This window comes from Mycoplana sp. 10N416 (assembly GCF_056394765.1).
The window spans coordinates 375,093-388,658 of the sequence record NZ_JBFTIM010000006.1; the positions used below are offsets into that span (position 1 = coordinate 375,093).

A 13,566-nucleotide genomic window follows, 5' to 3' on the forward strand; every position below is an offset into this window, starting at 1 on the left:
CCCGGCAGATGACATTCAGCTTACACGTTTTTTGGCGAATAGCGCGGACCGCGGACCGCAATCAACAGGGCAAGCAATTGCCCCTCATCCGCCTGCCGGCACCTTCTCCCCGCGAGCGGGGAGAAGGACCATGCCGCAACCGCGCACCCGCTGCCCTCGTAGCGCAAGAAGCGCCCAAAAACGCGGGCGACGAGCGCTGCGCCAGTTCCCTCTCCCCGCATGCGAGGAGAGGGCTAGGGTGAGGGGCAAGCCTGCGCCGCCCGACGCTTACTTCGCCGGCTTGTACCAGCTGTCGAGGCCTTCCTGCAGCTTCTTGGCAGCATCTTCCGGCGTCTGGGTGCCGTTGATGACGTTGGCGGACGCCGTCCAGGTCTCGTTTTCGAGGCTCGGCGTGCCGCGCGCCAGGATCTGGTAGGTCGAGCGGATCGTCGGCTTGCACTTCTCGCGCCAGGAGACGAATTCCTGGGCGAGCGGATCGGTCATTTTCACCGCCGTCGAGTTCAGGCTGAAGAAGCCCGGCAGCGAGTTGGCGTACATGTCGGCAAATTCCGGCGAGGCGACAAAGGTCAGGAAGGCCTTCGCCGCGTCCGCATTCGCGCTCTTGGCGTTCAGGCCGATGCCGATGTCGTTGTGGTCGGAGATGTAGCAGGTGTCGCCAGCGTTCTGAACCGGCGGCGGGAATGCGCCCATCTTGAACTGGGCCTGGGTGTTGAACAGGCCGATCTCCCACGAACCAGCCGGATAAATGGCGGCGCGGCCGAGCGTGAAGAGGTTCTGGCTGTCGGGATAGGTCTGGGCCTCGAAGCCGTCGCCGAGATAGTCCTTCCACTTGGCGAGCGTCTTGAAGGGCTCTACCCACTGCGGATCGGTCAGCTTCTGCTCGCCCTTGATCAGCGCCAGGCGGCCTTCCTCGCCCTTCCAGTAGTTCGGGCCAATGTTCTGGTAGCCCATCGTCGCGGCTTCCCAGAGATCCTTCGTGCCCATCGCCATCGGGATGTAGTTGCCATCGGCCTTGATCTTGTCGAGGGCGGCGAAGAATTCAGCCTCGGTGGCCGGAACGGAGATGCCGAGCTGGTCGAAGGCGTCCTTGTTGTAGATGAAGCCGTGGATGACCGAGGCCATCGGCACGCAGAAGGTGGCCTTGCCGTCGTCGGTCGTCCAGGCGGACTTGGCGACGTCAGAGAAGTTCTCCATGCCGGTGAGCCCGGTCAGGTCGGCAAGCTGCCCCTTGTTGAACAGTTCGAGCGAGACGTCGAACGGGCGGCAGGTGATGAGGTCACCCGCGGAGCCGGCATCGAGCTTGGCGTTGAGGGCGGCGTTGTATTCGGTCGGCGCCGTCGGCGAGAACACGACCTTGATGCCCGGGTTCTTTGCCTCGAAGGCCGGGATGATCTTGTCCTTCCAGATCGGCAGGTCGTCGTTGCGCCAGCTTTCGATGGTCAGCGTCACGTCCTGCGCATGCGCGATCCCGGCGGTGCCGAGAATGCTCGTGGCAAGGAGCAAGCCCTTGATTGCGTTACGAGTCATCACATTCTCCCCTTTTGATGCGCACGCTGGCGCAGTTCTGATTTCGTTATTCTAGGCTCTTCAGGGCGCCTCGCAGGTTCTGCCCGGATTTGTCCAGCGCGGCCTTCGCCGCAGCGACGTCCGGCGCACCGGCGGCAATCAGGACGGCAACTTTGACCGATCCTTCGGCTTGCTCCAGCAATTTCTGCGCCTCGTCGGTGCCGACGCCGGCGATCCCGGCAACGATGCGGCCGGCGCGCGCCTTCAATTTGATATTGTCGGCCTTCAGGTTGACCATGTATCCGTCGTGGACGTGGCCGAGCTGAATTCCGACAAGCGTCGACAGCATGTTGAAAGCAATCTTTTGCGCTGTGCCCGCCCCCATCCGTGTGGAGCCGGCAATGACTTCCGGTGGCGTCTGCAGCAAAATGGAAATATCGGCATAGGCAAACAACGGCGCGCCGGGGTTGTTGGCAAGCGCGATCACCTGCGCCTCGCGTTCCCGCGCATAGTCCGCAATCGCGATGGCATAGGGCGTCGAACCGCTTGCGGTGACGCAGATGACGCAATCGCCCTTGCCGATACCGGCCTTTTCGGCGTCCGCAATCGCGAGCGCCTCGTCATCCTCGTATCCGCCGGCAAGATCCTGAAGGCTGGCGGCCCCGCCTGCCAGCAGAATGACGATGCGATCCCGCGGGATCCCATAAGTGCCCGGAATCTCGAGCGCATCCGCCATGGCCATGAGTCCGGAGCTGCCGGCGCCGACATACACCAGGCGCCCGCCGGATCGCAGGGCATTCGCCGCAAGCTTCGCCGCTTCGGCAAGATCCGCAATCGCCGCATCAACGACTGCTGCCGCGGCCTGCTGCGCCACCGACAGGACCGCAAGAACCTCCATGGGACTGCGCGCGTCCAGCCCTTCGGCCTGCTCATGCCTGGCTTCGGTTCTGCCTGCCGTCATTGTCGTTCTCCTCGCGACAAGTTAATGCCAAAAAAATACCAATTGTCTATAGGAAATTAACTTCTGGTGGCAGAAAAATCGATAGCCAGGAAATTACCGTCACAATTCAATGCATTGGATGATTAGCCGGAACAACGCTCGGTTTTCCACTTGGTTAATGGTATTTTTTTGGTATTATCTCTCTCGGAGGTGTTTCATGGCAGACTTTATCATCGGCATCGATGGCGGCGGCACCAGTTGCCGCGCCGCGGTCGCGGATCCGCATGGAACCATCCTCGGCCGGGGAAAGAGTGGTGCTGCGAACATTCTGACCGACCCGAACAACGCCATAAACAGCATCACCGAGGCTGCAGAGGCCGCTTTTCGCGATGCCGGTATCCCGCCCGAAGACGTCGCCAAGGCCTGCGCCTTTCTGGGTCTGGCGGGAACCAATGTCGGTAACCTCACCCAGTATGTGCGCGAGCGGCTGCCCTTCCGCCACACGGATATAGACTCCGATGGCCTGATCGCCCTGCAGGGCGCGATCGGCGACGCGGAGGGCTCCGTCGCAATCCTCGGCACCGGCACCATCTTCATGGCCCGCAGGGCCGGCAACGTCCATTATATCGGCGGTTGGGGCTTCATGATCGGCGATCTCGGCGGCGGCGCCCGCCTTGGCCATGCGCTGCTGCAGGAGGCGCTGCTCGCCCATGACGGCATCCACCCGGCTTCCGCCGTCACCGAGGCGATCCTGACCGAATTCAAGAACGACCCGACCGCGATAGTCGAATTCGCGCGGCTCTCCAAGCCCGGTGACTTTGGCCGCTATGCGCCACTCGTCTTCCAATACGCCGAACAGAACGACCCGGGCGCGCTGGCGCTGGTCGAGGCAGCGGCAAGATCCGTCAACGAGGCACTCGACGCCATTACTGCGATCGGCGGGCATGAGCGGCTGTGCCTGCTCGGCGGCCTGGCGCCGCTCTATCCGGGCTGGCTCGAACCGCGCCACCGCGCAATTCTCGTCGAGCCGCAGGCCGATGCCTTGACGGGCGCCGTAGCACTTGCCGCCAACCGTTTCCGCGCCCGAAACGGCGGAGCGGCCGCATGACCGACCTCCTCGCCTCCATCCTGTCGCCGGAGCGCCTGCAGGCGGGCGGGTCCGGCCCGCTGTACCTGAAGCTGCGCCAGACGCTGGAAGAGGCGATCAATTCCGGCAGGCTCAATCATGGCGATGCGCTGCCGCCGGAGCGCGATCTCGCCGAGTATGCCAACATAAGCCGCGTGACGGTGCGCAAGGCGGTTGACGACCTCGTCAAGGACGGCCTGCTCGTGCGGCGTCACGGGTCGGGCACCTTCGTCATCAAGCCGGTCTCGAAGGTACAGCAGTCGCTGTCGCGGCTCACCTCCTTTACCGAAGACATGGCACGCCGCGGGCTCACCACTCGCGCGCAATGGCTCGATCGCGGCCTGTTTCACCCCTCGCCGGACGAGATGATGATCCTCGGCCTGCCCGCCGATGCGCTCGTGGCAAGGCTCGGGCGCCTGCGGATTGCCGACGACATGCCCCTTGCGATCGAACGGGCCTGCATCTCGTCCGAGTTTCTTCCCGATCCCGCCCAGGTCACGGGCTCGCTCTACGCGGCCCTCGACCAGCAGGGTTGCCGCCCGGTACGTGCCGTTCAGCGCATTTCCGCCTATAATATCAAGGAACCGGATGCCGCGCTGCTCGGCGTTGCCGCCGGTGCGGCCGGGCTTTCGATCGAGCGCGTCTCCTATCTCGCCTCCGGCAAGGTCGTCGAATTCACCCGCTCGCTCTACCGCGGCGACGCCTATGATTTCGTCGCGGAACTGACGCTACCGGACGCTTGAGCCGGCCGGTCCAAAGAAAGGCATGATCATGCAAACCAATATGCGTCGCGAAATCAACGAAATCCCGGAAGCGGCCGCCCGTGTGCTGGAGCAGCAGGAGCACGCAATCGCCAGTGCCGGCAAGGCGCTGAAGGCGGCCGATCCGCGCTTCGTCGTTACCGTCGCGCGCGGCTCCTCCGATCACGCTGCCCTGTTCCTGAAATATGCGATCGAACTGACCGCCGGTCGCCCGGTCGCTTCGCTTGGCCCTTCGCTCGCCTCTATCTACGGTGCGAAGCTGAAGCTCGATGGTGCTGCGGCCATTGCCATATCGCAGTCCGGCAAAAGCCCTGACATCGTCGCCATGGCCAGCGCCGCAACAGATGCCGGCGCCCTCTCGCTGGCGCTGACAAATACGATCCCGTCCCCCCTCTCCGAAGCCTGCAGCCATGCGCTCGACATTTGCGCCGGCCCGGAATTGAGCGTGGCGGCGACCAAATCCTACGTGAACTCGATCGTCACCGGCCTTGCGATCCTCGCCGAATGGACCGGGGACGCGTTGCTCAGCAACGCTGTCCAAGCTCTCCCCGAGCAGTTCGGCAAGGCCGTGGCACTCGACTGGAGCGGTCTGATCGAGGACCTCGCCGACACCCAGTCGCTCTACGTCCTCGGCCGCGGACCGGGCCTTGCGATCGCCAGCGAGGCGGCGCTGAAGTTCAAGGAAACGTCAGGTCTGCACGCGGAAGCCTACTCGTCCGCCGAGGTACTCCACGGTCCCGTCGCCCTCGTTGGCCCGTCCTTCCCCGTTATCGCGCTCGCCGCCCGGGATGCCGCCGAACAATCCGTAACCGGCATGGCCGACGGTCTGGCCGACAAGGGGGCCTATGCCTGCGTCACCTCGGCTGGCGCGAAGTCGGCCGGGAAGCTGCCCTTCATCGCCACCGGTCACCCGATCACCGACGCGCTGACGCTGATTGTCCCCTTCTACGGCTTCGTCGAAGCCTGGTCGCGGGCCCGCGGGCTCGACCCCGACAAGCCGGTCAACCTCAAGAAAGTGACGGAGACAAGATGAGCGCGCAAACCGCTATCACCGCCGCCCGCATCTTCGACGGTGACCTCTGGCATGACAACAAGGCGCTCCTGATCGAGAGCGGCAAGGTGGTCGGCATCGTCGGCGGCGACGAAATTCCGCCGACTGCGGCCCGCAAGCCGATGGACGGCGCCCGCATCGTCCCCGGCTTCGTTGACCTGCAGGTGAATGGCGGCGGCGGCGTCCTCCTGAACGAACAGCCGGATCTCGAAGGCATCCGTACCATCTGTTCCGCCCACGCCCGCTTCGGCACCACCGCCCTGTTGCCGACGTTGATTACCGATACACGCGAAATCACGATCCGGACGATCGCAGCCGGCATCGCCGCGCAGCAGGCAGGCGTAGCGGGCTTCCTCGGCCTGCATCTCGAAGGGCCGCACCTGTCGATCGCCCGCAAGGGCGCCCACGACCCGAAGCTTATTCGTCCGATGGAAGCCGACGACCTTGCCCGCACCGTCGAGGCGCGCGGCAAGCTCGCAGCACTAATGATGACCGTTGCCCCCGAGAGCGTGACGAACGACCAGATCGCCACACTTGCGGAAGCCGGCGTCACCGTCAGCCTCGGCCATTCCGACAGCAGCTACGCCACCGTCAGTGCCGCGGTGTCTGCAGGCGCTCGCATGATGACGCATCTCTTCAACGCCATGAGCGCGCTCGGCCACCGCGAACCCGGCATGGTCGGCGGGGCGCTCGATCTCGGCCATATCAATGCCGGCCTGATCGCCGACGGTTATCATGTCGATCCCGTCTCGATCGGCGTGGCGCTGCGAGCCAAGAAGGGACCAGGGCGCATCTTCCTCGTCACCGATGCCATGTCCCCGATCGGCACGGACATGACAAGTTTCACCCTCAACGGCCGCGAAATCTTCCGCAAGGACGGACGCCTGACGCTGGCCGACGGCACGCTCGCCGGCGCCGACATCGACATGGTCTCCTGCGTGCGCTTCATGCACGAACGCGTCGGCCTGGAGCTCGAGGAAGCACTTCGCATGGCCTCGCTCTATCCGGCGGAAGCGATCGGCATGACCGGCCGCAAGGGCCGGCTGACGCACGGGCATGACGCAGATTTCACAGCACTTGATGATCGACTCCGCGTCCTGGCGACCTACATCGGAGGCAAGCCCGTATTCGTTGCCAGTTCGGAATCAACTTCGTAGATATCCGCTTTAAGCCCTTGCAGGGCGCCGCTTTTCAGTTCTAGGATCATTTTCTCATACATCCAGACAGGGACTTCCCGGATCGCGTCGCAGGAGCTTTGACGAAGTTGGCCTCCCCCTTCGTGATCCGTCATGGAAATCCCAGTCACCCTAATGACAGGTAACCGCATGCAACTGATCTTCGACGGGCACAATGACGTGCTGCTCCGGCTGCTCAACAACATGCAGGGCGGGAGCGATCCCGTCGCAGAGTTCAGGGACGGCACCGACCATGGCCACATCGACGGCCCGCGCGCCCGCGCCGGTGGGCTAGCCGGCGGCCTCTGCGCCATCTACATCTCCTCGGGCCATTTCGAACTCCGCCAACCCGGAGAGAACGGCCACTACGCGACGCCGCTCGAAGCGCCGTTGGAACGGCAGCCTTCGCTCGACATCGCGCTCGCCATGGCCGCGATCGCCTACCGGCTCGACCGCGCCGGCGCATGGACACTTTGCCGGACGACGGCGGATATTCGCGCCGCCATCGAGAAAGGCAAATTTGCCGCCGTTCTGCACATGGAAGGCTGCGAGGCGATCGACAAGGACCTGGTTGCGCTCGAGACCTTCTATGCCGCCGGCCTGCGTTCGCTCGGCCCCGTCTGGAGTCGAAACAACATTTTTGGCCACGGCGTCCCCTTCGCCTATCCGATGGGACCCGATACCGGCCCCGGTCTCACCGAAGCGGGCTTCGATCTCGTCCGGGCCTGCAATCGCCTCGGCATCCTGATCGATCTTTCCCACATCACCGAAAAGGGTTTCTGGGATGTGGCGAAGACCTCGGACCAGCCGCTGATCGCCAGCCACTCGAATGCCCATGCGCTGACGCCGGTCGCCCGCAACCTCACGGACAAGCAGATGGACGCAATCCGCGAGAGCCGCGGCCTCGTCGGCCTCAACTACGCCACCACCATGTTGCGTCCCGATGGTCAGGACAGCGCGGACACGCCGCTTTCCGACATGGTTCGCCATGTCGACCATATGGTCGAGCGCATGGGGATCGACTGCGTGGCACTGGGCTCGGACTTCGACGGCGCAACGATTCCCGCCGAGATCCGTGACGCCGCCGGAAACCAGAAGCTCGTTGCCGCCCTGGCCGCTGCCGGATACGGCGCCGACGAACTTGCAAAGATATGCCGGGAAAACTGGCTGAGAGTGCTTGGGCAGGCATGGCACGAAGCCTGATGCCCCGGTATTGAAACTAAAGGAAAACAAGGGAACGGATCATGACGATGAAAATGTTGAATGGCCGCGCAAGGTTGCTCGCAACGAGCGCCGCACTCTCGCTTCTGATGATGACTGCGCCGGCCGCATTTGCGGAAACGCCCAAGGACACGCTCGTCGAGGCGATGGCCTTCGACGACATCATCACCCTGGATCCGGGCGAGGCCTTCGAATTTTCTGCCGCCGAGATGACCGGCAACACCTACGACTTCCTGATCCGCCTCGATCCGGCCGACACCTCGAAGGTGAAGGGCGATCTCGCCGAAAGCTGGACGGTCTCGGATGACAGCCTGACCTACACCTTCAAGCTCAAGCCCGGCCTGAAATTCGCCTCCGGCAACCCGATCACCGCCGAGGACGTCGCCTTCTCGTTCGAGCGCGCCGTCAAGCTCGACAAGAGCCCCGCCTTCATCCTCACCCAGTTCGGTCTCAACGGCGACAATGTCACCGAAAAAGCCAAGGCCGCCGACGAACTGACCTTCGTCTTCACAGTCGACCAGCCCTATGCACCGAGCTTCGTGCTGAACTGCCTGACGGCAACCGTCGCCGCCGTTCTCGACAAGCAGCTCGTGACGGAGCACGCCAAGTCGGTTACGCCGACGGATGAGTACAAGTACGACACGGATTTCGGCAACGAATGGCTGAAGACCAACTTTGCTGGCTCGGGCCCCTTCAAGCTGCGCGAATGGCGCGCCAACGAGCTCGTCGTGCTCGAGCGCAACGACAACTACAACGGCGAGAAAGCAAAGCTTGCCCGCGTCATCTACCGTCACATGAAGGAAAGCTCCGGCCAGCGGCTTGCGCTCGAAGCCGGTGACGTCGACGTTGCCCGCAACCTCGATCCCGGCGATCTCGACGCGATCGCCAAGAACGCCGATCTCGCCGCCACCAGCGCGCCGAAGACGACCCTCTACTACATCAGCCTCAACCAGAAGAACGAGACGCTCGCCAAGCCGGAAGTGCGCGAAGCCTTCAAGTATCTGGTCGACTACGATGCGATCGGCTCGACGCTGATCAAGGGCATCGGCGAGGTTCACCAGACCTTCCTGCCGAAGGGCGTTCTCGGCGCACTCGACGAAAACCCCTTCGAGAAGAACGTTGCCAAGGCGAAGGAACTGCTTGCCAAGGCCGGCGTTCCGGACGGCTTCACCGTCACCATGGACGTGCGCAACACCCAGCCGGTGTCCGGCATTGCTGAATCCTTCCAGCAGACGCTCGGCGAAGCCGGCGTGAAGCTCGAAATCATCCCGGGCGACGGCAAGCAGACGCTGACGAAATACCGCGCCCGCAACCACGACATGTATATCGGCCAGTGGGGCATGGACTACTTCGATCCGAACTCCAACGCCGAGACCTTCACGTCCAACACCGACAACTCGGATGAAGGAAAGAACAAGACGCTCGCCTGGCGCAACGCCTGGGACGTTCCGGATCTGACGGAGAAGACGAAGGCCGCCCTTCTTGAGAAGGACAGCGCCAAGCGTGCCCAGATGTACGAGGAACTGCAGAAGGCCGTGCTCGAGACCAGTCCCTTCGTCGTCATCTTCCAGCAGACCGAAGTGGCCGGGTACCGTGCCAACCTGAAGGAATTCAAGCTGGGGCCGACCTTCGACACGAACTTCGTCTGGTCCGTCTCCAAGGACTGATCGGAAAGAGAAACCTTGTCTTCTATTCCAACACAAGCAGGGGCCGGGCGCACAAGCGCCCGCGCCCGTTCGCTGTTCCTCGCCACGGTGCGTTTTCTCGTCATCGTGGTGACCACCTATCTTGGCCTGCTCGCCGTCACCTTCTTCATCGGCCGGGTCATCCCGATCGATCCGGTTCTCGCCGTCCTGGGCGACCGCGCGCCGCAGCGGGTGGTCGACCGCGTGCGCGAGGAGATGGGCCTCAACCTGCCGATTTACCAACAGTTCTTCATCTACGTGAAGGGCGCGCTGCAGGGCAATTTCGGCACGTCGGTTCTCACCACCAACCAGGTGATGGACGATATCCGCCGCGTCTTTCCGGCGACGATCGAGCTCGCGACGCTCGGCACGATCATCGGTGCGCTGTTCGGCATCCCGCTCGGCGTGCTTGCCGCCGTCAAGCGCGGCAGCCTCGCCGACCAAATCGTCCGCGTCATCGGCCTGATCGGCTATTCGGTGCCGATTTTCTGGCTGGCCTTGCTTTCGCTCGTGCTCTTCTACGCCAAGCTCCAATGGGCCGCATTCCCCGGGCGCGTGGACGTCATCTACGAATATTCCTTCACACCCGTCACCGGTTTCTACCTGATCGATGCGACCATGCAGGGTGCCTGGGACGTGCTGTGGGACCTGATCCGACACATCGCCCTGCCCGCCGGCCTGCTCGGCTATTTTTCGCTGGCCTATATCAGCCGCATGACGCGCAGCTTCATGCTCAACGAACTGAGCCAGGAATACATCGTCGCCGCCCGCGCCAAGGGGCTTTCGGAGACCCGCATCATCTGGGGGCACGCGCTGCGCAACGCCGCCGTCCCGCTCGTCACCGTGATCGCGCTCTCCTATGCCGGCCTTCTCGAAGGCTCGGTGCTGACGGAGACGGTCTTCGCCTGGCCGGGCCTCGGCCTCTACATCACCAATTCGCTCCAGAACGCCGACATGAACGCGGTGCTGGGCGGGACGATCATCATCGGCTCCGTCTTCATCGCCATCAATCTGCTGTCGGATCTGCTGTATCGGACCCTTGACCCGAGGACGCGCACGCGATGAGCGACATGACTTCCCAAGCTCCGCTCTCCTGGCGGGAATGGCTGATGACCGAGCGACCCGGCTCGCGCACGCAGGCCCGTCTCGGCCGCACCTACACGACCTGGCTGCGCTTCTGCGAAAACAAGCTGGCGCTCCTGGGCCTTCTCATCCTGCTGCTGCTGCTGCTGACGGCGGCGTTTGCCGATCTGCTCGCCCCCTATTCGCCCTACATCGGCAACCTGAAGGACGAGCGCCTGCTGGCGCCGAGCGCGCTGCACTGGTTCGGTACGGATGATCAGGGCCGCGACATTCTTTCGCGCGTCATTTACGGCTCGCGGCTGACCCTGTTCGTGGTCTTCCTGGTGGCGATCATCGCCGCTCCGGTCGGGCTTCTGATCGGCACGGTTTCCGGCTACGCCGGCGGCTGGATCGACGCGGTGCTGATGCGCATCACCGACATCTTCCTCGCCTTCCCGAAGCTCGTGCTGGCGCTCGCCTTCGTCGCCGCCCTCGGACCGGGCATCGAGAATGCGGTGCTCGCGATCGCCATCACCTCCTGGCCGCCCTACGCCCGTATTGCGCGGGCAGAGACGATGACTTTCCGCAATGCCGACTACATCTCGGCGGTGAAGCTGATGGGCGCATCGCCGATGCGGATCGTGCTGCGCCATATCATGCCGCTCTGCATGCCCTCGCTGATCGTCCGCGTCACGCTCGACATGGCCGGCATCATCCTGACGGCCGCCGGCCTCGGCTTCCTCGGCCTCGGCGCCCAGCCGCCGCTGCCCGAATGGGGTGCGATGATCGCCTCCGGCCGCCGCTTCATCCTTGACCAGTGGTGGGTTGCCGCCGCCCCGGGTGCGGCGATCCTGATCGTCAGCCTCGGCTTCAACCTGCTCGGCGATGGCTTGCGCGACGCGCTCGATCCGAAGGAGGAAGGCCGGTGAAGCCCCTCCTCGACATCGAAGACCTGCGCGTCACCTTCCCGGGCCGCTCCGGCCCGATCCAGGCCGTGCGGGGCGTCTCGCTCAAGCTCGGCCGCGAACGGCTCGGCATCGTCGGCGAATCCGGCTCCGGCAAGTCGCAGACCGGCCGCGCCATCATGGGCCTGACGCCGCCACAGGCAACGGTCACGGCGAAGAAGATGATGTTCAACGACGTCGACCTTCTCACAGCCAGCCCGAAGCAGCGCAGCTCGCTGCGCGGCAAGCAGATGGCGATGATCCTGCAGGATCCGAAATACTCGCTGAACCCGGTGATGACCATCGGCCGCCAGATCATCGAGACGCTGAAGACGCATGAAAACGTCTCCCGCGCCGAGGCCCGCGACCGGGCGCTCGCCATGCTTGAGGCGGTACAGATCCGCGAGCCGAAGCGCGTGTTCGACCTGCATCCGCATGAGGTCTCCGGCGGCATGGGCCAGCGCGCCATGATCGCAATGATGCTGGTCGCCGGCCCCGAGCTTTTGATCGCCGACGAGCCGACCTCAGCACTCGACGTCACGGTGCAGCTTGAAGTGCTTGCCATTCTCGACCGGCTTGTCGCCGACCGCGGCATGGGCCTGCTCTTCATCTCGCACGACCTGCGGCTGGTCTCGACCTTCTGCGACCGGGTGATCGTCATGTATGCCGGCAAGATCGTCGAAGAACTCGCCAGTGCCGACCTTGCGAACGCGCAGCATCCCTATACACGCGGGCTCTTGAACTCGTTGCCGCGCATCGGCCAGGATCGCCATCCGCTTCCCGTTCTCGACCGCAAACCGGAGTGGGCCCTATGACCGCGGCGCTCGAAGTCAAGGCGCTCGGCGTCGAATACCATGGGCACAAGGCGCTCGATAACGTCAGCGTCTCGGTGGCGCGCGGCGAGTCCTTCGGCCTCGTCGGCGAGTCGGGCTCCGGCAAATCGACGTTGCTGCGTGCCGTCGCCGGGCTGGCGCCGGTCAGCGCCGGCTCGATCGCGATCGATGGCAAGGCGTTGCGGCAGGGCAAGCGCGACCGCGCCTTCTATCGCGAAGTGCAGATGGTCTTCCAGGACCCCTACGGCTCGCTGCACCCGCGCCAGACCATCGACCGCGCGCTCCTGGAGCCGCTCGCAATCCACGGCTTCGACAACACCGAGAACCGCATCGTCCGCGCGCTGGAAGAGGTCGGGCTCGGCAAGGGCTTCCGTTTCCGCTATCCGCATCAGCTCTCCGGCGGTCAGCGCCAGCGCGTCGCCATCGCCCGCGCGCTGATCGTCGAGCCGTCGATCGTGCTGCTCGATGAGCCGACATCCGCACTCGACGCCTCGGTGCAGGCGGAAATCCTGAATCTGCTGGAGCAGACCCGCAAGGCTCGCAAGCTGACCTTCGTCATGGTCAGTCACGACCTCGCGGTCGTCAACCACATGTGCGAGCGCCTGGCGATCATGCAGGGCGGCCACGTGGTCGAGACCCTGCCGGCCACAGCACTGGCCGACCACGCCTTCAAGGCCGACTATACCAAAAAGCTCTTCGAGGCGAGCGAGGGTTTCACCCGCAGGGAGCAGGTCTGATCCCCTTCCCCGGCACGCGCCCTGCCCGGGAGGATTTTGGCATCATCATGCTGCAAGTGCACCCTACGAGGGTGGTCAACGCGGCAAGGGCTTGACGCTGTACGCAGCGCCAAGCGCTGCGCGTATTGCAGAACGGCAACGATTGATATGCTTCGATCAGTCGGGCGGCATCGGTGCGAATGTCGATAGCGCCGCCTGGATGTCGCAGGGGAGCGACGCTGATGAAACGCCAGTTTTTGCTCTGCGCCCTCTCATTATGCCTGGCAGGCTGCTCACCGACAGCGAGCAGCGGAAACTATCCCGAGCCGATTCCGGGGAGCATCACCTATGGCGGACAGCCTCGCACGAAGCTCACCAAATCCCCCGTCGGCAGTTGGTTCCACCATCGCTTCACGGATCAATTTGGCAATCTGGTTCAGGAGACCTACGTCGTCCAACCCGACCGGTCGCTGCTTCTGGTGAACCGCCTCGTCATTGTTGAAGACGCACTGAGCGACTGACGGCAGGATCAGGAATGCCTGCGAG

13 protein-coding genes are annotated in these 13,566 nt (G+C 63.9%); 11 read left to right on the top strand and 2 right to left on the bottom strand.

Annotation, left to right across the window (positions count from 1 at the left end; all coding sequences use genetic code 11):
- Nucleotides 1-267 precede the first annotated feature (267 nt).
- Both AC1DDS_RS15060 and AC1DDS_RS15065 read right to left on the bottom strand, forming a co-directional pair.
- Nucleotides 268-1,527, bottom strand: a complete 1,260-nt coding sequence (locus AC1DDS_RS15060) for an ABC transporter substrate-binding protein (RefSeq protein ID WP_477479630.1) — start codon at nt 1,525-1,527, stop codon at nt 268-270.
- Nucleotides 1,528-1,573: 46 nt separating this feature from the next.
- Nucleotides 1,574-2,467: an N-acetylmuramic acid 6-phosphate etherase gene (locus tag AC1DDS_RS15065; RefSeq protein WP_477479631.1), complete on the bottom strand. Its 894-nt coding sequence runs from the start codon at nt 2,465-2,467 to the stop codon at nt 1,574-1,576.
- A 196-nt stretch (nt 2,468-2,663) separates the two neighbouring features.
- On the opposite strand from AC1DDS_RS15065, the gene AC1DDS_RS15070 reads away from it, so the two are divergent.
- From AC1DDS_RS15070 to AC1DDS_RS15120, 11 genes are all read left to right on the top strand, one after another.
- Nucleotides 2,664-3,554, top strand: coding sequence for a glucosamine kinase nucleotide-binding domain-containing protein (locus AC1DDS_RS15070; protein ID WP_477479632.1), 891 nt, complete (start codon nt 2,664-2,666; stop codon nt 3,552-3,554).
- Nucleotides 3,551-4,315: a GntR family transcriptional regulator gene (locus AC1DDS_RS15075; protein WP_477479633.1), complete on the top strand. Its 765-nt coding sequence runs from the start codon at nt 3,551-3,553 to the stop codon at nt 4,313-4,315. The genes AC1DDS_RS15070 and AC1DDS_RS15075 overlap by 4 nt, the downstream gene beginning before the upstream one ends.
- Nucleotides 4,316-4,343: 28 nt before the next feature.
- On the top strand, nt 4,344-5,366 hold the full coding sequence (locus tag AC1DDS_RS15080; protein ID WP_477479634.1) for an SIS domain-containing protein: 1,023 nt from the start codon (nt 4,344-4,346) through the stop codon (nt 5,364-5,366).
- Nucleotides 5,363-6,541, top strand: a complete 1,179-nt coding sequence (nagA, locus tag AC1DDS_RS15085; protein ID WP_477479635.1) for an N-acetylglucosamine-6-phosphate deacetylase — start codon at nt 5,363-5,365, stop codon at nt 6,539-6,541. The genes AC1DDS_RS15080 and nagA overlap by 4 nt, the downstream gene beginning before the upstream one ends.
- A 168-nt stretch (nt 6,542-6,709) precedes the next feature.
- Entirely contained in the window at nt 6,710-7,762 is a 1,053-nt protein-coding gene (locus tag AC1DDS_RS15090) for a dipeptidase (protein WP_477479636.1), read from the top strand.
- Nucleotides 7,763-7,803: 41 nt separating this feature from the next.
- Nucleotides 7,804-9,447: an ABC transporter substrate-binding protein gene (locus AC1DDS_RS15095; protein WP_477479637.1), complete on the top strand. Its 1,644-nt coding sequence runs from the start codon at nt 7,804-7,806 to the stop codon at nt 9,445-9,447.
- A 24-nt stretch (nt 9,448-9,471) separates the two neighbouring features.
- Nucleotides 9,472-10,530, top strand: coding sequence for an ABC transporter permease (locus tag AC1DDS_RS15100; protein WP_477479676.1), 1,059 nt, complete (start codon nt 9,472-9,474; stop codon nt 10,528-10,530).
- A complete protein-coding gene (gene nikC, locus AC1DDS_RS15105; RefSeq protein WP_477479638.1) occupies nt 10,527-11,456 on the top strand; it encodes a nickel transporter permease in 930 nt (309 codons plus the stop codon). The genes AC1DDS_RS15100 and nikC overlap by 4 nt, the downstream gene beginning before the upstream one ends.
- On the top strand, nt 11,453-12,286 hold the full coding sequence (locus tag AC1DDS_RS15110) for an ABC transporter ATP-binding protein (protein WP_477479639.1): 834 nt from the start codon (nt 11,453-11,455) through the stop codon (nt 12,284-12,286). The genes nikC and AC1DDS_RS15110 overlap by 4 nt, the downstream gene beginning before the upstream one ends.
- The gene (locus AC1DDS_RS15115; RefSeq protein WP_477479640.1) at nt 12,283-13,041 is read left to right on the top strand and encodes an ABC transporter ATP-binding protein; all 759 of its coding nucleotides are present in this window, start codon (nt 12,283-12,285) and stop codon (nt 13,039-13,041) included. The genes AC1DDS_RS15110 and AC1DDS_RS15115 overlap by 4 nt, the downstream gene beginning before the upstream one ends.
- A 221-nt stretch (nt 13,042-13,262) precedes the next feature.
- Nucleotides 13,263-13,541 (top strand): hypothetical protein, encoded by a 279-nt coding sequence (locus AC1DDS_RS15120; RefSeq protein WP_477479641.1) that lies wholly within the window; start codon nt 13,263-13,265, stop codon nt 13,539-13,541.
- The last annotated feature ends 25 nt before the right edge of the window (nt 13,542-13,566 follow it).

Excerpts from the sequence above, each read along its gene's own strand:
- AC1DDS_RS15060 (WP_477479630.1), bottom strand. The coding sequence starts at position 1,527 with ATGACTCGTAACGCAATCAAGGGCTTGCTCCTTGCCACGAGCATTCTC.
- AC1DDS_RS15065 (WP_477479631.1), bottom strand. The coding sequence starts at position 2,467 with ATGACGGCAGGCAGAACCGAAGCCAGGCATGAGCAGGCCGAAGGGCTG.
- AC1DDS_RS15070 (WP_477479632.1), top strand. The coding sequence starts at position 2,664 with ATGGCAGACTTTATCATCGGCATCGATGGCGGCGGCACCAGTTGCCGC.
- AC1DDS_RS15075 (WP_477479633.1), top strand. The coding sequence starts at position 3,551 with ATGACCGACCTCCTCGCCTCCATCCTGTCGCCGGAGCGCCTGCAGGCG.
- AC1DDS_RS15080 (WP_477479634.1), top strand. The coding sequence starts at position 4,344 with ATGCAAACCAATATGCGTCGCGAAATCAACGAAATCCCGGAAGCGGCC.
- nagA (WP_477479635.1), top strand. The coding sequence starts at position 5,363 with ATGAGCGCGCAAACCGCTATCACCGCCGCCCGCATCTTCGACGGTGAC.
- AC1DDS_RS15090 (WP_477479636.1), top strand. The coding sequence starts at position 6,710 with ATGCAACTGATCTTCGACGGGCACAATGACGTGCTGCTCCGGCTGCTC.
- AC1DDS_RS15095 (WP_477479637.1), top strand. The coding sequence starts at position 7,804 with ATGACGATGAAAATGTTGAATGGCCGCGCAAGGTTGCTCGCAACGAGC.
- nikC (WP_477479638.1), top strand. The coding sequence starts at position 10,527 with ATGAGCGACATGACTTCCCAAGCTCCGCTCTCCTGGCGGGAATGGCTG.
- AC1DDS_RS15115 (WP_477479640.1), top strand. The coding sequence starts at position 12,283 with ATGACCGCGGCGCTCGAAGTCAAGGCGCTCGGCGTCGAATACCATGGG.
- AC1DDS_RS15120 (WP_477479641.1), top strand. The coding sequence starts at position 13,263 with ATGAAACGCCAGTTTTTGCTCTGCGCCCTCTCATTATGCCTGGCAGGC.